The sequence below is a fragment of the Herbaspirillum hiltneri N3 genome (assembly GCF_001267925.1).
Classification (GTDB): domain Bacteria; phylum Pseudomonadota; class Gammaproteobacteria; order Burkholderiales; family Burkholderiaceae_D; genus Herbaspirillum; species Herbaspirillum hiltneri.
In genome coordinates, this window is the sequence record NZ_CP011409.1 from 321,586 (window position 1) to 339,535 (window position 17,950).

The 17,950-nt window shown below is 63.6% G+C and carries 19 protein-coding genes; 8 read left to right on the forward strand and 11 right to left on the reverse strand.

All coding sequences use genetic code 11. The features are described from left to right. Positions 1 to 24 precede the first annotated feature (24 nt). Positions 25 to 903 (forward strand): L-fucono-1,5-lactonase, encoded by an 879-nt coding sequence (locus F506_RS01445; protein ID WP_053195016.1) that lies wholly within the window; start codon positions 25 to 27, stop codon positions 901 to 903. A gap of 27 nt (positions 904 to 930) precedes the next feature. On the opposite strand, the gene F506_RS01450 is transcribed toward F506_RS01445, so the two are convergent. Then, complete coding sequence (locus tag F506_RS01450; protein WP_053195017.1) at positions 931 to 1,284, reverse strand: hypothetical protein; 354 nt, start codon at positions 1,282 to 1,284, stop codon at positions 931 to 933. A gap of 222 nt (positions 1,285 to 1,506) precedes the next feature. On the opposite strand from F506_RS01450, the gene F506_RS01455 reads away from it, so the two are divergent. Beyond that, positions 1,507 to 2,856, forward strand: coding sequence for an LLM class flavin-dependent oxidoreductase (locus tag F506_RS01455; protein WP_053201130.1), 1,350 nt, complete (start codon positions 1,507 to 1,509; stop codon positions 2,854 to 2,856). Positions 2,857 to 2,909: 53 nt separating this feature from the next. Here F506_RS01455 and F506_RS01460 read toward each other — a convergent pair whose 3' ends face one another. Together F506_RS01460 and F506_RS01465 are read right to left on the reverse strand one after the other, a co-directional pair. Next, entirely contained in the window at positions 2,910 to 3,752 is an 843-nt protein-coding gene (locus tag F506_RS01460; RefSeq protein WP_053195018.1) for a MetQ/NlpA family ABC transporter substrate-binding protein, read from the reverse strand. After that, positions 3,745 to 4,962, reverse strand: a complete 1,218-nt coding sequence (locus F506_RS01465) for an acyl-CoA dehydrogenase family protein (RefSeq protein WP_053195019.1) — start codon at positions 4,960 to 4,962, stop codon at positions 3,745 to 3,747. The genes F506_RS01460 and F506_RS01465 overlap by 8 nt, the downstream gene beginning before the upstream one ends. 405 nt (positions 4,963 to 5,367) lie before the next feature. Between F506_RS01465 and F506_RS01470 the strand changes: the two genes are divergently transcribed. The 3 genes from F506_RS01470 (at position 5,368) to F506_RS01480 (ending at position 6,908) form a co-directional block, all read left to right on the forward strand. After that, complete coding sequence (locus F506_RS01470; RefSeq protein WP_053195020.1) at positions 5,368 to 5,628, forward strand: hypothetical protein; 261 nt, start codon at positions 5,368 to 5,370, stop codon at positions 5,626 to 5,628. 108 nt (positions 5,629 to 5,736) lie between these two features. Continuing rightward, positions 5,737 to 6,018: a DUF4148 domain-containing protein gene (locus F506_RS01475; RefSeq protein WP_053195021.1), complete on the forward strand. Its 282-nt coding sequence runs from the start codon at positions 5,737 to 5,739 to the stop codon at positions 6,016 to 6,018. 107 nt (positions 6,019 to 6,125) lie between these two features. Continuing rightward, on the forward strand, positions 6,126 to 6,908 hold the full coding sequence (locus tag F506_RS01480; protein WP_053195022.1) for a pirin family protein: 783 nt from the start codon (positions 6,126 to 6,128) through the stop codon (positions 6,906 to 6,908). Positions 6,909 to 6,938: 30 nt separating this feature from the next. Here F506_RS01480 and F506_RS01485 read toward each other — a convergent pair whose 3' ends face one another. Next, the gene (locus F506_RS01485) at positions 6,939 to 7,847 is read right to left on the reverse strand and encodes a LysR family transcriptional regulator (RefSeq protein WP_053195023.1); all 909 of its coding nucleotides are present in this window, start codon (positions 7,845 to 7,847) and stop codon (positions 6,939 to 6,941) included. 152 nt (positions 7,848 to 7,999) lie between these two features. On the opposite strand from F506_RS01485, the gene F506_RS23595 reads away from it, so the two are divergent. Then, complete coding sequence (locus F506_RS23595; protein WP_083458195.1) at positions 8,000 to 8,275, forward strand: YkgJ family cysteine cluster protein; 276 nt, start codon at positions 8,000 to 8,002, stop codon at positions 8,273 to 8,275. A 12-nt stretch (positions 8,276 to 8,287) separates the two neighbouring features. On the opposite strand, the gene F506_RS01495 is transcribed toward F506_RS23595, so the two are convergent. The 5 genes from F506_RS01495 to F506_RS01515 all read right to left on the reverse strand — a co-directional run bounded on the left by F506_RS01495 (position 8,288) and on the right by F506_RS01515 (position 13,470). Then, on the reverse strand, positions 8,288 to 9,370 hold the full coding sequence (locus F506_RS01495; RefSeq protein ID WP_053201132.1) for an ABC transporter substrate-binding protein: 1,083 nt from the start codon (positions 9,368 to 9,370) through the stop codon (positions 8,288 to 8,290). A gap of 82 nt (positions 9,371 to 9,452) precedes the next feature. Further along, positions 9,453 to 10,226, reverse strand: a complete 774-nt coding sequence (locus F506_RS01500; RefSeq protein ID WP_053195025.1) for an enoyl-CoA hydratase/isomerase family protein — start codon at positions 10,224 to 10,226, stop codon at positions 9,453 to 9,455. Positions 10,227 to 10,298: 72 nt separating this feature from the next. Next, entirely contained in the window at positions 10,299 to 11,636 is a 1,338-nt protein-coding gene (locus F506_RS01505; protein WP_053195026.1) for a phenylacetate--CoA ligase family protein, read from the reverse strand. A 2-nt stretch (positions 11,637 to 11,638) separates the two neighbouring features. Next, positions 11,639 to 12,301, reverse strand: a complete 663-nt coding sequence (locus F506_RS01510) for a TetR/AcrR family transcriptional regulator (protein WP_053195027.1) — start codon at positions 12,299 to 12,301, stop codon at positions 11,639 to 11,641. Continuing rightward, on the reverse strand, positions 12,301 to 13,470 hold the full coding sequence (locus F506_RS01515) for an acyl-CoA dehydrogenase family protein (protein ID WP_053195028.1): 1,170 nt from the start codon (positions 13,468 to 13,470) through the stop codon (positions 12,301 to 12,303). Before F506_RS01515 ends, F506_RS01510 begins: the two co-directional genes overlap by 1 nt. A 208-nt stretch (positions 13,471 to 13,678) precedes the next feature. Between F506_RS01515 and F506_RS01520 the strand changes: the two genes are divergently transcribed. Continuing rightward, the gene (locus F506_RS01520; protein WP_053195029.1) at positions 13,679 to 14,866 is read left to right on the forward strand and encodes a lipid-transfer protein; all 1,188 of its coding nucleotides are present in this window, start codon (positions 13,679 to 13,681) and stop codon (positions 14,864 to 14,866) included. A gap of 72 nt (positions 14,867 to 14,938) precedes the next feature. Continuing rightward, positions 14,939 to 15,775, forward strand: coding sequence for an SDR family NAD(P)-dependent oxidoreductase (locus F506_RS01525; RefSeq protein ID WP_053195030.1), 837 nt, complete (start codon positions 14,939 to 14,941; stop codon positions 15,773 to 15,775). Here F506_RS01525 and F506_RS01530 read toward each other — a convergent pair. Next, positions 15,772 to 16,929, reverse strand: coding sequence for an acyl-CoA dehydrogenase family protein (locus F506_RS01530; protein WP_053195031.1), 1,158 nt, complete (start codon positions 16,927 to 16,929; stop codon positions 15,772 to 15,774). The two genes, F506_RS01525 and F506_RS01530, sit on opposite strands and share 4 nt — an antisense overlap. Next, entirely contained in the window at positions 16,919 to 17,842 is a 924-nt protein-coding gene (locus F506_RS01535) for a MaoC/PaaZ C-terminal domain-containing protein (protein WP_053195032.1), read from the reverse strand. Before F506_RS01535 ends, F506_RS01530 begins: the two co-directional genes overlap by 11 nt. Between the last annotated feature and the right edge of the window lie 108 nt (positions 17,843 to 17,950).

The following is a 17,950-nucleotide window of genomic DNA, read 5'->3' on the forward strand; positions in this document are numbered from 1 at the left end:
ATTTACGCTGACCGGACCACGACCATGCGCATCGATGCACATCAACATTTCTGGCGCTATCGCGCTGAAGATTACCCCTGGATAGGCGCCGGCATGGACGCACTGGCGCAGGACAAGCTGCCCGCCGATCTGCTGCCGCTGTTGCGCGCGCATCAGCTGGATGCGTCGGTCGCCGTGCAGGCGCGTCCGGGGCGCGACGAAACACGTTTCCTGCTCGGACTGGCGCAGGAGCATGATTTCATCGCCGGCGTGGTCGGCTGGGAAAACCTCGCCGTGCCCGATCTCGGCGAGCGCCTCGATGAATGGCAGGGCGGCGACAAGCTGTTGGGATTCCGTCATCAGGTGCAGGACGAAGCCGATGCGCGCGCCTTCCTGGAGCAAGCCGGTTTCAATCGCGGCGTGGCGTTACTGCAGGAGCGCAGCTATGTCTACGACGTGCTCGTGTTCGAACGCCAGTTGGCCGATACGCAGGCGTTCTGCGCACGGCATGACAAGCACTGGCTGGTGCTGGATCATCTCGGCAAGCCCGCGCTGCGCGAGTTTGGCAAAAACGGCGGCAAAAGCGACGATGCCTTGTGGCGCTGGGAAAAGGAATTGCTGGCGCTGGGCGAATTGCCGCACGTGGTCTGCAAGCTGTCCGGGCTGGTCACCGAAGCCGACTGGAAAAACGGCCTGCAACCGGCCGACTACCAGCACATCCGCATCTGCCTCGATACCGCGCTGGAAGCCTTCGGTCCGCAACGGCTGATGTTCGGTTCGGACTGGCCGGTGTGCCTGCTGGCGGCGTCTTACGACAAGGTGGCCGATGTGGTTGCAGACTGGGCGGCGGCCAACCTCGGCAAAGACGAGCAGGATGCGTTGTGGGGCGGAACGGCGGCGCGCTGCTACGGCCTCAAGGCCTGACGCAACGGTAACGCCGGCAGCGGCATCTCAATTGCCTTGCACCAGTTGCAAGGGCGTCGCCATCACGGTGTTCAGTTCGCGCATGTTCGCCGGCCGCTGCGCCACCAGCGTCAGCACCCACTCTTGCAAATAGGTTGCACCCGGCGTGTTCTTGCCGGTGCGGTCGTTGAGCACGCGTTGCCAGCCGCGCACGATCATGCCGTCGGCATGCATGCTCAGCAATTGCGGTTCATACAGCGGCGACAGCAACAGCACCGGCCGGCCTTCCGCACCGTCCACGCCTCCCGCGATATCGGTATCGGGCGCGCTCAGCGTCATCTGGCGGGTGGTTCCGGCCATGCTCATCGTCACGATGCCGGCAAAACCGGCGTCGGCAGCCACTTCCGCCTCGGTGCGGCGGATTCCCTCATGTCTTAGTTGTCGAATTATACTGTACATAAATACAGTATATTCCAAAATTGTCCCTCGGCGCAATACGAGTTCTTGCTTTCAAATTCATTCCCGGATGCACCGTACGCGGTATATGAATATGCGGATATATTCGTGGCGGCGGCATGGCGTGCGCAAGAGAATCATCGATTGATTTTCTTTCTGAAGCGCACCATGAGCGACACATCCGCACGCCGGCGACAGCTGCATCTCAACATCAACATTCTGCATTCCGGTTTCGTCCCCTCGGCCTGGCGCTTGCCTGAGGCCGATCCCCATGCCTTCGTCGACGTCGGCCATTACATCCGTGTGGCGCAGATCGCCGAAGCCGCGAAATTCGATGCGGTCTTCCTGGCCGACAACGCTGCCATCATCGAGCAGATCGATTTCCGGCCCATCACCGCACTGGAACCGACGGTGCTGCTTGCCAGCGTCGCTGCGGCGACCACGCACATCGGCGTGATTGGTACTGCCTCGACCAGCTATAACGAGCCGTATAACATCGCGCGCCGTTTCGCCACGCTGGACCACGTCAGCCAGGGCCGCGCCGGCTGGAACGTTGTCACCACCGCCGATCTCGGCTCGGCGCGCAACTTCGGTCGCGACGCGGTGCCCGATCACGCCACCCGCTATGCGCGCGCGGCCGAGTTCACCGACGTGGTCAAGGCCTTGTGGGACAGTTGGGAAGACGGCGCAATGATCGGCGACAAGGCCGGCGGCCGCTTCATCGACACCGCCAAGGTGCAGCCGATCGCGCATCGCGGCACGCACTTTTCCGTACACGGTCCGCTCAACTTGCCGCGTACGCCGCAAGGGCATCCGGTGCTGGTGCAGGCGGGCGGCTCCGCCGATGGCCGCGATCTCGCCGCACGCCATGCCGAGGCGGTGTTTACGGCGTCGCAGTCGTTCGAGGAATCGCTGGCTTACGGACGCGAGCTCAAGGCGCGCGCGGCGGCCTACGGACGCGGGCCGCATGCCGTCAAGATTCTGGCGGGATTGACCACCATCATCGGCGCCACGGAGGCCGATGCGATCCGCCGGCGCAACGAGCTGATCGACATGATCCCTTGGAGTTACAGCATCAATCGCCTGGCCGGCATCCTTGGCGTCGCGCCGGAACGCATCAGGCTCGATGAGCGCCTGCCCGACGACATCGCGCTGCCCAACAACGGCAACGGCAATCACACCTTCTTCAACGCCACCCTGGCGCAGGCGCGGCAACACGGCTATACCGCGCGGCAGCTGGTGTATGCGCTGGCGGGCGGAGGCGGCCACCGTGTCGTGGTCGGCACGCCGGAACAAATCGCCGACGACATCGAATACTGGTTCAAGGGCGGTGCGGCCGACGGGTTCAATCTGATGCCCGATGCACTGCCGAGCGGCCTGCAGGATTTCACCGACGGCGTCGTGCCCCTCCTGCAGCGGCGGGGCATCTTCCGGCGCGACTACGAAGGAACGACCCTGCGCGAACATCTGGGACTGGCGCGTCCGGGAGGACGCAAGAGCATCGCCGACGCTGCTTGACCCGCTCGCCCGTCAACCGGATGACGGGCGCCGGAGATCAGAGCGGTCGGGGCCTATTTGGCCTTGAAATAATCGGGCAGGCGGAAACCGTCATAGAAACGATCGGCGCGGATCGCGTTCTGGAAGGTGTCGGAGCGATAGGCCTCGACGATGTCGCGGGCATATTGGTCCGATTGCCGCGTCTTCCTGACTGCCAGCACGTTGATGTAGGCCGGCGTCATGTCTTCCAGGATGAAGGCTTCCGACAGCTTGAGTTTGGCGAAGATGGCGAAGTTGCCCTGGATCGCGGCGAAGTCGGCATCGTCCAGCGCACGCGGCCCCTGGGCATTTTCCAGCAGCACGAGTTTCAGGCCGGCCTTGTTCTCGACCACGTCGAGTTCGGTGACGTCGACCGGATTGGCGTTCTCCTTGATCCTGATCCAGCCCAGGCGCTGCAATATCCACAGCGCGCGTTGCAGATTGACCGGGTCGTTCGGCACGGCGACGGTGAAGCCTTTCCTGAGACCGTCGAGACTGCGGTGCTTCTTCGAATACAGGCCCATCGGCGGCGTCGGTACCTGCACGATGCCGACCAGGTCGGTCTTGTTGCGGTCGTTGTACGACTTCAGGAACACCGAGTGCTGCATCACGTTGGCGTCGATGTCGCCCTTGAACACCGCGCTGTTGGCTTCAAGGCCGGTGCTGAATTCGTAGTACCTGATCTTGTAGCCTTTTTTCTCCAGCTCGGGTTGCACGCCGATCTTGAATTCATCAATGTAAGGGCCGGGGACGAAACCTACGCGCAGTTCCGGTTTTTGCGGCGCCGCCGATGCTTGTCCTGTGAGCAGCGCAATGCCACTCAGCGCGAGCGCGGAAATGAACGCGCCGAGGAGTCGGTGGAAGAGGTGATTACGCATACGACACTCCAAAACGTTCGCTGGGCGGATTGTCGTTGAGGTGGTAGTCGCCAATGGCGGCTTCACGTTGCGTCGCCGGATTGTGCGATGCCAGCGTGCGGGCATTTCGCCAGTGGCGGTCCAGCCGGCGCTTGTCGCTGGTGGCGGAGGCGCCGCCGACTTCGAACAGCAGCGTGGCGGCTTCCAGCACCTGGCCGATGATGACCTGCTGGGCCTGGAAGGTCTGCACGTCGAGCGCAATGTAGTCCTCGGGTCTGGCGGCGTCGGCCAGGCGCGCCTGATGCACGGTGTGGATGGCGTTGGCAACGGCGTTGACCAGCTGTTCCGCCGACCAGGCCAGGCTGGCGAGGCGACCGACTACACGGTGCACCAGCGGATTTTCGCGCGGGCTGGATTGTCCCGGTATGCCGAAGGTGCGCGTGCGCGCCTGCGTGAACGCCACCGCATCGCGTTGTACGGCGCGGGCGATGCCGGCCAGCGTGGCCAGGTGCACGGTCTGGTAAAACGCGGTGATGATGGTGTTGCGACGCGGTTGCGAGACGTGATAGCGATCCAGGATCTGCTGTTGCGTGACCAGCACTTTGTCGAAGCGCGTGGTGCCGCTGCCGGTCAGGCGCTGGCCGAAACCGTCCCAGTCATCCACGCGCGTTACGCCCGGCGTGTCGCTGCGGATCAGCACATTGAGGTCGGATTCGTCGTCGTGCGCACGCACCAGGATCCAGTCGGCGTACAGCGTACCGGTCGAATAATACTTTTCGCCGTTCAGCAGGAAGTGATCGGGGCGTTTGTCCGGATCCGGCGTGACGGTGACCGAGTTGCCCGTGGTGCCTGTGCGCTCCGAGACGGCCGCGCCGAAGGTCTCGCCCTTGCCGATCACGCCGAGCCAGTGACGCGTATCTTCGTCATCCTTGCGCTCAAGCAGCAGTTCAGTGAAGCCGGCGTTCACGCGCAGGATCTGCGGCAGATTCGATTCCGCTTCCGCCAGGCGGATCAGCAGGCTGAAAAACTGCGGCAGCGTGACGCCGCTGCCGCCGTGTTCGACCGGCACGCGCAGCGATGTGAAGCCGGCGTCCTTGAGCCATTGCACGGCTTCGTACGGCAGTTCGCGGTCGTTCTCACGGTCAATGCTGCCTTCTGCGATGCGCGTGAAGATGGGTTCAAAACGCGCCAGCAAGGCGTCGAACGATGGCGGAGGTGATGCGTGGGTCATGGTTGTCTCTTCGTAATGATCGGGTTGCGCGCGGACCTTGCGACGAAGCAAGTCCACACCAGCAAGCGCCGATTATCTGGCAGCAAAACTCGCTTGATAACGAAGATAAACAGATATCCATATACCTCCCGCGGAGCCCCCGTGCGGCATGCCGGCTATGGCGCTCCCCGAAGTCGGGGCGGAATGGGCGGATTCAAGGGACTTGATTGTTCTATTGATGGAACGATGAATCCGGAATTTGCCTCCTAGTGCGCTTTCAACGCAAAACCTACACTTCAGTCCAAGCAGTCGCACTTGCACACCGCATCAGCAAACGCCGCTGCGCTTTGACCGGAAGGCTTCGAACGCTTCGTTGCCACAAGCACAACGCAAACAACGCACACAATGCAAACAAGGAGCATCACCATGAACACCACAACCGCACGTCTGGACCGCAGCGTCCTGAAACTTACCGCCGCCGTCCTGCTGATCGCCGTCGCCGGCACCGTCGCTGCCGGCAGCGCCCTGGCCGCCAACGAACCTGCCGACACCGCGCAAGCGCAGCAGGCCGATGTCCGTCAAAGCGTCAAGACACCGTCGAAGGCCTCGGTCAAGCGTCAGGAAATCCAGCAAAAGCTGGCACGCCACGAACCGCTGACTTACACCGAAACACTGTACCTGCGCTAATCGAGGGCGCAGATCCGTACTACCCTGCAACGACAAGCATTTCCGATTTCCGCCGCCAGCTTTCACGAGAAGCCGTGCGGCAAGTCACCACCTCACCAAGGAGTCATCATGAACATCAAGAAAATCGCCGGCGGCCTGCTTTTCCTCTCCATCGCAGGTAGCGCCATGGCCGAACAAGCCTATCCTCCTGAAACCCAATTCGTGTCGCACAAGACCCGCGCTGAAGTGATCGAAGAGCTGAAGCAGGCGCGCGCCAACGGCGAGATCATCAACAACGACGTGTATCCGGCCGAAGTCGCGCACAAGTCGACCGTGTCGCGCCAGGCTGTTGTTGAAGAGCTGAAGCAGGCTCGCCAGCACGGCGGTGCAGACATCAACGGCGGCGCCTGATCGCCGTGCACATTTCCAGCGCTGGCAAGACCGGTCGAACCCCGCCTTCCGGTCTTGCCGGCGGATCATCGGAAACGCCGGTTCGCAGTTCGGAACCGGCGCTTGTCATGAAAAAAATCCTCGGTATCTATCGCAGCTCCCGGCAGCATCGTATCGGCGACGGCTTGCTCGCGCGTACGCTGTTCTCCAAGCGCATGCTGGGACAGCACGTCAGTCCCTTCCTGCTGCTCGATCATGTCGGTTCGGCCGAAACCGGTGCGCCCGATGCCTGTGCGCAGCAGTCATACCGCAGCTGCAAAGTGCTGACCATGGTGCAACAGGGACGGCTGGACCTTGTCGGCGCCGACGGAACGAAACAGGTCCTCAACGCCGGCGACGTGCACTGGCGCAGCGTGACCGGCGAGCACGACGCAGGAAGTTTTCGTGCGGCAGCCGGCCGCGTCAACGCGCGTGAAGCGTCGCCGCAGGTGCTGCAGTTGTGGATCGATGTGCCGGCATCGGCGTTGCAGCCTTGCTCTGGAAAAATTGTCGCGGCCGACAGGATTCCTTCCATCGCCTTGCCCGACGGCGCCGGCAGCATCCGCGTGATCGCCGGCGATTGCCTGAGCCGGCGTGGCGCGATGCCGACGGCGTCGGCCTTCGATGTGTGGGAGCTGCAATTGAATTCACGCTGCATGAGCGAATTCCAGGCCGTCGAAGGACGCACGGTATTGCTGGCGATCCTGAGCGGATCGGTGCTGATCAACGGCGACCATGCGGCGCTCGGCGGTGAAGTCGTGATGCTGGATCGCCCGGGGGCAGGCCTGTTGCTGGAAACGCGTGCCGACACCACGGCGTTGCTGCTGAGCGGAGAACCGCTGGACGCCGGCAGCGCCGTGCTTCATCAATAGCGCGTCTCACACCTGTTGATGCTATGAATTCTAGTAGTCTTCCAGCGCGTCAAAACGCCTGGCAAGAAAATCAATCAGCTGCCGCACCGACGGCAACAGGAAGCGCCGTGAGGAGTACACGGCGTGGATGATGCCGGACTTCGGCGCCCATTCCGGCAAGACCTTCACCAATGCGCCGCTGCGCAATTCATCGATGACCACCATGGTCGGCAGATAGACGATGCCGGCGCCCGCCACGGCTGCACGCTTGAGGGCGGTGGCGTCGTCGGTCATCAGGCGCGGCGTGTGACGGATCGATGCAGTTTCGCCGTCGGCGTTTTCCAGATGCCAGACATGCTGCTCTACCGGGATCGCCAGGCTCATGCTGGGGAAGCGGTGCAGGTCGGCGGGCACTTCAGGGACGCGGCATTTTTCCAGCAGCGCCGGACTGGCGGCCAGGCACCAGTGGCGCACGCCAAAAATCTTCAGCACCAGATCGCTGTCCTGCAAGGGCGGCAACAATACGCGCAGCGCAATGTCGACGCCTTCGTTGATGACGTCGACGCGCCGGTTGGTCGACTCCACCTGCAAGGTCACGCGCGGGTGTTCAATCAGGAAGTCCGCCAGCATGACCCCCACGCGACCGTGCAGCAACGCCACCGGGCAGGTCAGCCGCACTGTGCCTTGCGGCTCGGCGCGGTTGCGTTCGACGGCTTCTTGCGCCGCTTCGGCTTCGACCAGCATCGCCTTGCAGTGCTCGTAATAGCTTTGCCCGATTTCCGTTACCGACAGGCTGCGCGTGGAGCGCTGGATCAGGCGCGCGCCGAGGCGTTCTTCCAGCTGGGCGATGCGCCGGCTCAGTTTCGATTTGGGAATGCCCAGCGCGCGACCGGCCGCGGCGAAGCCGCGATGGTCCACCACCTGCGCGAAGTAATAGAGGTCGTTCAGATCTTGCGTCATGCGCCTTCCCTGTTTATTTTTTATGCGCACCCGATGCCGGCTGCCTGCCAATTATCGGTCCAAACGCCGTGCCCCGCTCGGCGATGCTGCGCGGGGGGAGGGGGAGGGTAGAATACGTCCCTTCTCGTCTTCTCTCGTTTGTTCTCATCGTCATGAACTGCCGTCCCAATTGCGGCGCATGCTGTACCGCGCCTTCCATCTCGAGCCCGATTCCAGGCATGCCGGACGGCAAGCCCGCGGGCGTGCCTTGCGTGCAACTGATGGATGACTTGCGCTGTGCGATTTTCGGCCGGCCGGAGCGGCCTGCCTGCTGCGGGGGATTGCAGGCGTCGGTGGAGATGTGCGGCGATGGCCGCGAGATGGCGATACAGTGGCTGGGGACGTTGGAACAGTTGACCGCGCCCGGCCGGAACACCGTCCCGGCCTGACGCGCATCATTCTTATTGCGGCAGCGCCTTGGCTGCCGCCACCACCTTGGCGGTGTCGAAGTTGTTGATCGCCGGGATGAACTGGTTGGTGTAAAGGTCTTCCAGTTTCGGGCTGGTCTGGATGATGTTGTTGGCCTTCATGAACGCCACCATGTTGGCGACCGCACTGATCGGAATTTCACCCCACTTGACGCCCGGTTCCAGCTTGAGGAATTCGCCGCGCGTCTGGATGATGTGCAGACCCTGCCTGATCGCAGTGGCATCGTCGAGGCTGGAGGGTTTGGTCAGCGGGAATACTTTCCAGTGCACTTTCAGCGATCCCTGCGGGTTGGCTAGTGCCGTCACCGAACCCATGGCCACGCAGCGCAAGACTTTCTCGATGGTCTGCGGACGCTTGGCGATCATGTCGTCGCGCACGAAGTAGGAGCCGCCGAAGTTGAGCTTCTCGGCGAACGGCGAGGAGAAGCGGCGCAGCTTCAGGCCCATGTTTTCCGCCGTGGCGATCTGCGAGTCCCAGGTGCCCCAGATGTCGACGCGGCCTTTCGACAGCGCCGTCACGGCTTGCGCGCCGGAGCCGGTTTCCACAAACGTCACATCCTTGTCAGGATTGAGGCCGGCTTCGGTCAGCATGCCCTTGAAGATCTGCACCATCTGCGAGCCGTAGGACAGCACGCCGATGGTTTTGCCCTTGAAGTCGGCGAGCGTCTTGACCGGCGACGAATCCAGCACCACCGGGAACTGGAAGTTGTGGCGCATGTTGAGGTACACCGCCTTGATCGGAGCACCCTTGGTGCGCGCGATGATGGCGGCAGCGGGCCCCATGTTGACCATGTCGGCCTGGCCGGTCAGCACGGCCTGCATGGCGGTGGTGGAGTTGGTCGGTTGCAGCGTGACGTCGAGGCCGGCGTTTTCCCAGCACTTGGTGTAGATCGGCAGCGAGGTATTGTTGACCTGCGAGGCGTCCAGCACGTCGGTACCGATGGCGATGGTGACCTTTTCACGGGCCTGCGCCTGCGCATTGACCGCTGCGGGGGCAAGCATCAGCGCGCCGGCGGCGGCGCCGGCACAGGTAAAGGCGGCAACTGATCTTTTCATGATTTCCTCGTTGGTGAAGTCCAGCATCCTATCTGTCTCCGCGGATACCCGCAGGTACGTATCGATCCATTCCTTCAATCACTCAGCGGCCCTGAAAATGCGGCCGTCTTTTTTCCAGAAAGGCATGCCGCCCTTCCGTGAAATCTGCACTGGAAAACAATTGCAGCTGGCCATCCAGTTCCAGCCCCATGACGGTGTCGAGCGAGCCCGGCAGACGCGCGAGTGCGGCCTTGGTGAGGCCGACGGCGAGCGGCGGGGCGGCGGCGAACTGGACGGCCAGGTCGAACGCAGCCTGCTGCAATTCGTCGCTGCGCACCAGCTGATCGGCGAGACCCAGGTGCAACGCTTCTTCGCCGTCGACCACGGCGCTGGTGTAGAGCAGCCGGCGCACCTGGCCGGTGCTGACGCGTTGCGGCAGCGACCATAGCAGGCCCATGTCCGCCATCAGGCCGACGTTGGAGTACGCAGTGCAGAAACGCGCGCGTTCGCTGCACAGCACGTAGTCGCAGGCCAGCGCCAGTCCCATGCCGGCGCCGAAGGCGGTGCCATCGACGGCGGCGATCAGCGGCTTGGACATGTCGGTGATGGTGCGCAGCAGGCGGTGCGCCAGCGTCATGCGCTTGCGGCTGGCCAGGGTGTCGCCGGCGGGCAGGCTGGATAAATCGCCGCCTGCGCAGAAACTGCGATCGCTGCCGGCCAGAATGATGGCGCGGCAATCGATGTCCCCGGCCAGTCGTTCGAGCGTTTCGGTGAGCGCCTCACGCATTTCCGGCGCCAGTGCGTTGCGGCGCTCGGGCTGGTTCATGGTGACGCAGGCGACGGCGCCGCTGCGTTCCACGGTGACGATGCTTTGCATGTCCGCTCCTCCCTGGCGACAGGATGGCCTGCGCCGATGGTGTTTTTGCTACCGGATCAGCTGCTCTTCCCGTTATTCCCTGATGACGCGTTTTGCCTTGTGGGTGCTGCGCGCGAGCGTGCCCTGCGGCAGCACTTCGACGTGCGCGCCGACTTGCAGGCGCTGTTTGATTTCCTGTACCAGTTGCGCCGCCAGCCGTGCGGCGTCGGCCGACGTATCGATCTGTTCCACGCGCACGTGGATGGATTTCATGAAGCCAGCGGCGTCATGCACCGAGGCATTGATCACGAGCTGATATTCATCCCCGAGGCCGGGCGTGGCGCGCACCAGTTCTTCCACCGCCGATGGGAAGACGTTGACGCCGCGTACCACCAGCATGTCGTCGGCACGGCCGCGCACGCCGCCGGTCAGGCGTGCATGCGTGCGGCCGCAGCTGCAGGGAGTGGCGTCGCGCACCACGATGTCGCCGGTCCACCAGCGGACCAGCGGACCGGCCTGTTTGTCGAGATGGGTCAGCACCAGCACGCCCGGCGTGCCGTCGGCGACGGCGGCGCCGGTTTCGGCGTCGACCACTTCGGCGTAGGCGAAATCTTCCGCCAGGTGCGGTCCGGCCTGCGCGGTGCAGTCGCCGGCGATGGGTTGGAATTCAAGGCAACCGTAGGCGTCGTAGGCGCGTGCACCCCACAGCGCTTCGATGCGGCGGCGGGTGGCGGGAATGCTGGCGCCCGGCTCGCCACCCATCATGATGCGGCGCACGGTCGAGGTAGCGGGGTCGCGGCCGCGCTTGCGCACTTCTTCGGCGAGATGGGTGATGAAGGACGGTGTGCCGCACAGCACCGTGCTGCCGTAGGTGAACAGGGTGTCGATCTGGCGTTCGGTGTCCTGGCTGCCGGCCGGAATCACCATGGCGCCGGCGCGCTGATAGCCCGCAGTGGCGCCGAGGCCGCCAACGAACCAGGTGTAGCTGAACATGCACTGCACGATGTCGCCGCGGCCGATATCCTGCGCGCGCGCGTGGCGTGCATACAGGCCGGCCCAGCGATCGAGGTCGTGTTCGCTCCAGAACTGCGGCGACGGCGCAGAAGTCGTGCCGGAGGAAAAGTGCATGCGCCGCACCTCGTCCTGCGGCACGGTCATGAATTTGCCGAACGGCGCTTGCGGGCCGATCGTGTTGATGTAATCAGGTTTGGTGGTAAATGGAAGTTTGCTCAGGTCAGCCAGCGAGCGCAGCTCGCCGACGTTCCAGTCCAGCTGCCGGAACAGCGGCGCGTAGTACGCGCTGTCCCTGGCAAGCCGCGCCAGCTGCACGCGCAATTGCGCCAGCTGGAATGCTTCCAGCCTGGCGCGATCCCAGCGTTCGGCAGGGTCGAGATGCAAGGGCGCGGCGGTGATCGGCGCACCGGAGAGCATGGTTATTGCTCCGCGCCGAGGCCGCGAATCGCAAAGGTGGAAATGGAATTGGCGACTGCCAGCTTTTCTTCTTCGGTCTGGTCGACGCGCGGACGGAACCAGATGGTGGTCCAGTTCAGTGCGCCGAAGAAGGCCTTCACGACGATCTGCAGGTCCTGGTCGGGTGCATGGCCTTCGCTCATGACCTGGCGGATGGTGTCGCGGAACAGGTTCTCGTACTGATCGCGCAGCACCAGGATTTCCGACAGCACTTCGCGCTGGGCGGCGGTGGTTTCACCGGCCAGATGCATTTCCAGGCCCTGCACCGCGACGCGCTGGTAGGGCAGGTGATCCATGATCACGGTGATGTGCGCCAGTGTCATGGCGCGCAGCTTGTCAATGGCGCGGGCGTGGGAGCCAGATGCAGCACCCTGCACGGCGGCCAGGTCCATTTCCATGCCGCGCTTGTGCACGTCGAAGAACAGGTCGGCTTTCTTGCGGTAGTGGTGGTAGATCTTGCCCTTGGTGGCGCTGAGGATATCGGCGACATCGTCAATGCTGGTAGCGGCATAACCTTTTGTCATGAATGCCAGCGCGGCAGCGTCGAGAATCTCGCTGCGCGGGTCCGAATCGTCTCCGGCAAATTCATTGTTCGTCGATGTGGGACGTACTGTGTCGACCTTCATTATGCTTGCTCCTCGTTATTGAACTCGGCTTGAATCGCCCGTGCGAGCACCAGTCTCTGGATCTCCGAAGTACCTTCATAAATTTCGGTAGCGCGTTGATCACGATAAAGACGCTCGACGAGCGAAGGCTTCACGAAACCTTCTCCGCCAAATACCTGTACACCGATATCGACTGCATCGTGAGCAGCCTCGCTACAGAATAACTTCGCTTGGGCGCCGATAAGCGCGACATCCTGACCAGTATCAAAACTGCGGGCGGTTTCGTATGCAAGCATTCTACCTGCGGATAACCGGGTTGCGACATCTGCAAGTTTGAAACCTATGCCCTGATGATCGAGAAGACGCTGGCCGAAGGTGGTGCGAACCGCCGCCCGGCGCGCCGCAGCGTCATATGCGGCGCGTGCGATGCCGTTCGATTGCGCGGCCACCACGACACGTCCGACGTTGAGCGCTTCGAGCGCCAGCCTGAGCGCTTTGCCCGGTGCGGCGATCATGCAGTCGGCGGCGACCCAGGTGTCGAGCACGACGGTGCTGTTGACGGTGCCGCGCATGCCCATCTTGTCTTCGCGCGCGTCGTCGCGCACGCCTTCGGCATCGGCTGCGACCATGAAGGCGGCGATACCGCGCCGGCCTGCGCCCGGTTCCGTTTGCGCAAATACCACGTAGTATGCGCACTCGCCGCCGCCGCCGATCCAGCGTTTCTCGCCGCGCAGTCGCCAGCCTCTGTTCTCCGCTGTGGCGACGGTTTGCATGTTGGACGGATCAGAGCCGGCTTCGCGTTCGCTGAGCGCGAATGAAATCGATTTGCGTCCGGCCACCATGGCGCGGATGTAGGTATCTTTCTGGCCGGTGGTGCCGGCGCGCAGCAATGGCATTGCGCCCAGCTGCAGCGTGGCGACGATGCCGCTGGTGGAGGCACAGGCTTGCGCCAGTTCTTCGATCACGGCGCAGAACGCGGTCAGTGAAGCGCCGCCGCCGCCGTAGTCTTTCGGGATGAACATGGATGCGATGCCGCTCTCATGGAGGGCTTCAACATTTTCGTGGGGATAGCGCTGGTCGCGATCGATGGCTGCAGCACGCGGCGCCAGCTGATCATGGGCAAGGCGGTGCGCAATATCGCGCCACTTGCTTGCATCCGGATCAAGGGAAGGTTCCCAGATAATCGCCATCGTCTCTCCATTGCGCCGAAGGCTCGGCGATAAGTCTGTTGTAGAGCGGCTTTACTGATATTGACTTCATCTTAATATACTAAGTAGTATGAATGGAGTCAAATAGCATTCCGCATTATTTTCGAACACGCGTTCGCCTACTGTACACGCGAACAAAAATTCTGTTTTGACGCAGCTTAAAACCTTCAAAAGGGGCCTGGAGGCGGCAATGAGCGAAAGAGTCTTTGTCACTGGTGTCGGCATGGTGCCGTTTGCAAAGCCAAGTACCAGTGCGTCGTATGTGGAAATGGGCGCGGCCGCCGCGCGCGCCGCGCTCGCCGACGCCGGCATTCGGTACGACGCGATCGAACAAGCCTACGCAGGATATGTGTACGGCGACTCCACCGTCGGCCAGGCGATGCTCTACGAAGTCGGCCTGAGCGGCCTGCCCATCATCAACGTCAACAACAATTGCGCGACCGGTTCCACCGCCTTGTTCCTGGCGCGCCAGGCAATCGCCAGCGGCGCCATCGATTGCGCGCTGGTGGTCGGCGTGGAGCAGATGATGCCGGGGCCGCTGCGAACCATTTACACCGACCGGCCGGCGCCGTTGCAGCGCTTCCTCGACACCATGGCAAGCAACCGCGGCTATGACCCGGAGCTGCCGCGCGCGCCGCAATTCTTTGGCGGCGCGGGCCAGGATTATCTGGATCAATACGGCATCGCACCGGAAACCTTCGGACGCATTTCGGTGAAGGCGCGCCGGCATGCAGCCAACAATCCCTACGCAGTATTCCGCACGCCGGTGACGTTGGAAGAAGTCATGGCTTCGCCGACCGTGTTCGGTTTGCTGACGCGCCTGCAATGCTGTCCGCCGACCTGCGGCGCGGCGGCGGCGGTGCTGTGCTCCAAACGTTTCGCGCGCTGGTTCCATCTCGACACCGGCGTCGCCATCGCGGCGCAGGCCATGACCACCGACCGCCCCGATTCGTTCGACAGCGGCGACATGCGCAAACTGGTGGGCTACGGCATGGCGGCCGCCGCGGCGGAGCGCGCGTATGCCGAGGCCGGCGTCGGGCCGGAAGATATCCAGGTGGTCGAATTGCACGACTGTTTCACCGCCAACGAACTGATCAGCTACGAAGCGCTGCAACTGACGCCGCCCGGCACCGCCGAGAAATTCATCCTCGATGGCGACAACACCTATGGCGGCAAGATCGTCACCAATCCTTCCGGCGGCCTGCTGTCGAAAGGCCACCCGCTGGGCGCCACCGGCCTGGCGCAATGCGCCGAGCTGACCTGGCAGTTGCGCGGCCAGGCCGAACGGCGCCAGGTCGACGGCGCGCGCTGGGGTTTGCAGCACAACCTCGGTCTCGGCGGCGCCTGCGTCCTCACCGTCTACGAAAAAACCGACTGAGCCGAAGCTTGTCCCTCATCAACCCGTGAAGCGCGGCACAGACTGCGTCCTCAAGGCAATTCAGGAGAGCACATGAACAAGAAGCTGGAAGGTAAAGTCGCCATCGTCAGCGGTTCCGGCCGCGGCATCGGACGCGAGATCGCGCTCAAGCTGGCTGCCGACGGCGCAGCGCTGGTCATCAATGATCTCGATGACAGCGTGGCCGACAGCGTCATGCAGGAAATCACCGGCGCCGGCGGTCGCGCCACCGTCTGCTGCGGCGATGTCACGGCGGCGGATTTCGCGGCGCGCTTCATCGACACCGCGCTGACCAGCTTCGGCCGCCTCGACATCATCGTCAACAATGCCGGCTACACCTGGGACAACGTGATCCAGAAGATGACCGACGAACAATGGGACGCCATCATGGCGGTGCACGTGACGGCGCCGTTCCGCATCTTGCGGGCGGCGTCGGAATATTTCCGCCGCGCCGCCCGGGAGGAAGCCGCACAAGGCGTCGACGTGTTCCGCAAGGTGGTCAACATTTCGTCGGTGTCGGGCGTGATGGGCAATGCCGGGCAGGCCAATTATTCCGCCGCCAAGTCGGCCATCAACGGGCTCACCAAGGCGTTGGCCAAGGAGTGGGGACGCTACAAGGTCAACGTCAACAGCGTTGCCTTCGGCCTGATCAAGACGCGGCTGACCGAAGCGACGGCGGGCGCAGATTCTGCCGGCGCCACGATCAACATTGCGGGTAACGAGATCAAGGTCGGCGTCAACCAGCAGCTGATGCAGAACCTGGAAACCATGATACCGATGGGCCGCGCCGGCACACCGGCGGAAGCGGCCGGCGCGGTGTACCTGTTCTGCATTCCGGAGTCGAATTACATCAGCGGGCAGATCGTGATCTGCGGCGGCGGACGTCCTTAGTTTTTCCCCGCATGCTCCTTGAGCATCTGCTTCGCGATCAGCAACTGCTGGATCTGCGAGGTGCCTTCGTAGATGCGCATCACGCGCACGTCGCGGCAGATGCGCTCGATCGGGTAGTCGCACATGAAGCCGGCGCCGCCGAAAATCTGCAGCACGCGGTCGGCCACCTTGCCCACCGTTTCCGTGGCGAACAACTTGCAGCACGAGGCTTCCTTGATCACCGGCAGGTCCTGGTCGAAACGGCGCGCCGTATGTTCGACCATGCACTGCGCGGCCAGCAGCTCGGTTTCGGAATCGGCCAGCATCGCCTGCACCAACTGATGCTGCGCGATCGGTTGGCCGAAGGCGCGGCGTCCGGTGGCGTAGCCGAGCGCTTCTTCGATCAGGCGACGGCCGGCGCCGATGGCGGCGGCGGCAACGCCGAGGCGGCCGCGATTGAGCGAGGACATCGCCAGCGCAAAGCCGAGTCCCGGTTCGCCGATGATGGCGTCGGCGGGAATGCGGCAGTCGCTGAAGATCACGTCGGCCGTGTGCGAGCCGTGCAATCCCATCTTGCGGTCGGTGTTGCCGATGCTCAGGCCGGGCGCGCCGCGTTCCACGATGAAGGCGGACAAGCCGCGATGGTCGCGACTGCCGGCATCGGTGCGCGCGATCACGGTGAAGACGTCGGCCGAGGGCGCATTGGTAATGTAGCGTTTGACGCCGTTGAGGACCCACTGGTCGCCATCCCGGCGTGCGCTGGTGCGCAGTGCGGCGGCATCGGAGCCGCAATCCGGTTCGGTCAGGCAGAACGCCGCGATCATTTCCCCCGCAGCCATGCGCGCCAGATAACGTTCGCGCTGCGCGTCGCTGCCGTAGCTCAGCAGGCCGTGCGAGCCGACGCCGTTGTTGATGCCGATGGCGGAGCGGAACGACAGGCTGGCGCGGCACAGTGCGATGAGCACTGCGACTTCATCTTCCATGCCCAGGCCGAGGCCGCCCCAGCGCTCCGGAATGCCGAGGCCGAACAGGCCGAGCGCCGCCATTTCGCCGAGGATGTCGTCGGGTACGCGCCGCTGTTCTTCCACCAGCGTTTCATTCGGCAGCAAGCGTTCGGCGACGAAGCGCTCCACCGCGGCGACGAATTGTTTGCGGGTGTGGTCGTCAAGCGCCATGGAGGATTTCCTTGCGGGTCTTTGTTTCGGCGTGGGCAGCCATGACGGCGGCGCCATGGTTGAGCACCACCACGCCGCGCTGCGGGATGCTGCTGCGGAACGCGACCTGGTTGCCGTCGCGCCAGATTTCCGTGCGCAGAATTTCACCTGGATACACCGGCGCCGAAAAGCGCGCGCCGATCGATCGGATGTCCAGGCGGTCGCCGGGGTCGGGCGACCAACACAGCGCCTTGAGCAAGGCGTGGCCGGCCACGCCGAAGGTGCACAGGCCATGCAGGATCGGCCGCGGGAAACCGGCGCGCAGGGCCACTTCGGGATCGGCGTGCAGTGGGTTGTCGTCGCCCGACAGCCGGTAGATCAGCGCGGCCTGCGACAGGATGGGCAAGTCGATGCAGAAATCCGCCGGACGTTCCGGCAACGGCGACGGCGCGGGATGAGCATGGCCCGATGCCGGCATGTGCTGCACGCCGCCGTCGCCGCGGCACATGGTGGTCATGCGCAGGGTGCAGACCGGCTCGCCGCTGTCTTCGTCGGTGACCACGCGTTCCTGATAGATCAGCGCGCCCTTGTCGGGGCCCTTGTCGACGATATCGACGATGCGGGTGTCGCCGATCAGCCGCGCACAGACCGGCAGCGGCTTGTGCACGATCACCTGCTGTTCGGCATGCACCACGCGCGTCCAGTCGATGCCGGTGTCGGGCAGCTTCATCCAGAAGCCCGGATGCGCCAGCACCGTCGCCATGGTCGGCAGCACGCGCAGGCCTTCTTCATACACATACCGGAGTTGGTCGCGGTCGAGCGGATCGGCGCCGAGACCGACGCCGAGCGCGTACAGGATGCAATCCTGCGGGCGCAGGTGTTGACGCGCGATGGGAATCTTCCAGTGCATCAGCTTGCGATAGTCGATCGTCATGTAGCCTCGTCGATGGTGGGCATTTACTGACATGAACCCGGCGCTGCCAGGGCGGCAGCGAGGCAAGGCGGAGATTGGCGCCGCCAATGCGGCTAAGGAATGACGGAA

Coding starts and splice junctions, on each gene's coding strand:
- F506_RS01445 (WP_053195016.1), top strand. CDS start 25: ATGCGCATCGATGCACATCAACATTTCTGGCGCTATCGCGCTGAAGAT.
- F506_RS01455 (WP_053201130.1), top strand. CDS start 1,507: ATGAGCGACACATCCGCACGCCGGCGACAGCTGCATCTCAACATCAAC.
- F506_RS01460 (WP_053195018.1), bottom strand. CDS start 3,752: ATGCGTAATCACCTCTTCCACCGACTCCTCGGCGCGTTCATTTCCGCG.
- F506_RS01465 (WP_053195019.1), bottom strand. CDS start 4,962: ATGACCCACGCATCACCTCCGCCATCGTTCGACGCCTTGCTGGCGCGT.
- F506_RS01470 (WP_053195020.1), top strand. CDS start 5,368: ATGAACACCACAACCGCACGTCTGGACCGCAGCGTCCTGAAACTTACC.
- F506_RS01475 (WP_053195021.1), top strand. CDS start 5,737: ATGAACATCAAGAAAATCGCCGGCGGCCTGCTTTTCCTCTCCATCGCA.
- F506_RS01480 (WP_053195022.1), top strand. CDS start 6,126: ATGAAAAAAATCCTCGGTATCTATCGCAGCTCCCGGCAGCATCGTATC.
- F506_RS01485 (WP_053195023.1), bottom strand. CDS start 7,847: ATGACGCAAGATCTGAACGACCTCTATTACTTCGCGCAGGTGGTGGAC.
- F506_RS23595 (WP_083458195.1), top strand. CDS start 8,000: ATGAACTGCCGTCCCAATTGCGGCGCATGCTGTACCGCGCCTTCCATC.
- F506_RS01495 (WP_053201132.1), bottom strand. CDS start 9,370: ATGAAAAGATCAGTTGCCGCCTTTACCTGTGCCGGCGCCGCCGCCGGC.
- F506_RS01500 (WP_053195025.1), bottom strand. CDS start 10,226: ATGCAAAGCATCGTCACCGTGGAACGCAGCGGCGCCGTCGCCTGCGTC.
- F506_RS01505 (WP_053195026.1), bottom strand. CDS start 11,636: ATGCTCTCCGGTGCGCCGATCACCGCCGCGCCCTTGCATCTCGACCCT.
- F506_RS01510 (WP_053195027.1), bottom strand. CDS start 12,301: ATGAAGGTCGACACAGTACGTCCCACATCGACGAACAATGAATTTGCC.
- F506_RS01515 (WP_053195028.1), bottom strand. CDS start 13,470: ATGGCGATTATCTGGGAACCTTCCCTTGATCCGGATGCAAGCAAGTGG.
- F506_RS01520 (WP_053195029.1), top strand. CDS start 13,679: ATGAGCGAAAGAGTCTTTGTCACTGGTGTCGGCATGGTGCCGTTTGCA.
- F506_RS01525 (WP_053195030.1), top strand. CDS start 14,939: ATGAACAAGAAGCTGGAAGGTAAAGTCGCCATCGTCAGCGGTTCCGGC.
- F506_RS01530 (WP_053195031.1), bottom strand. CDS start 16,929: ATGGCGCTTGACGACCACACCCGCAAACAATTCGTCGCCGCGGTGGAG.
- F506_RS01535 (WP_053195032.1), bottom strand. CDS start 17,842: ATGACGATCGACTATCGCAAGCTGATGCACTGGAAGATTCCCATCGCG.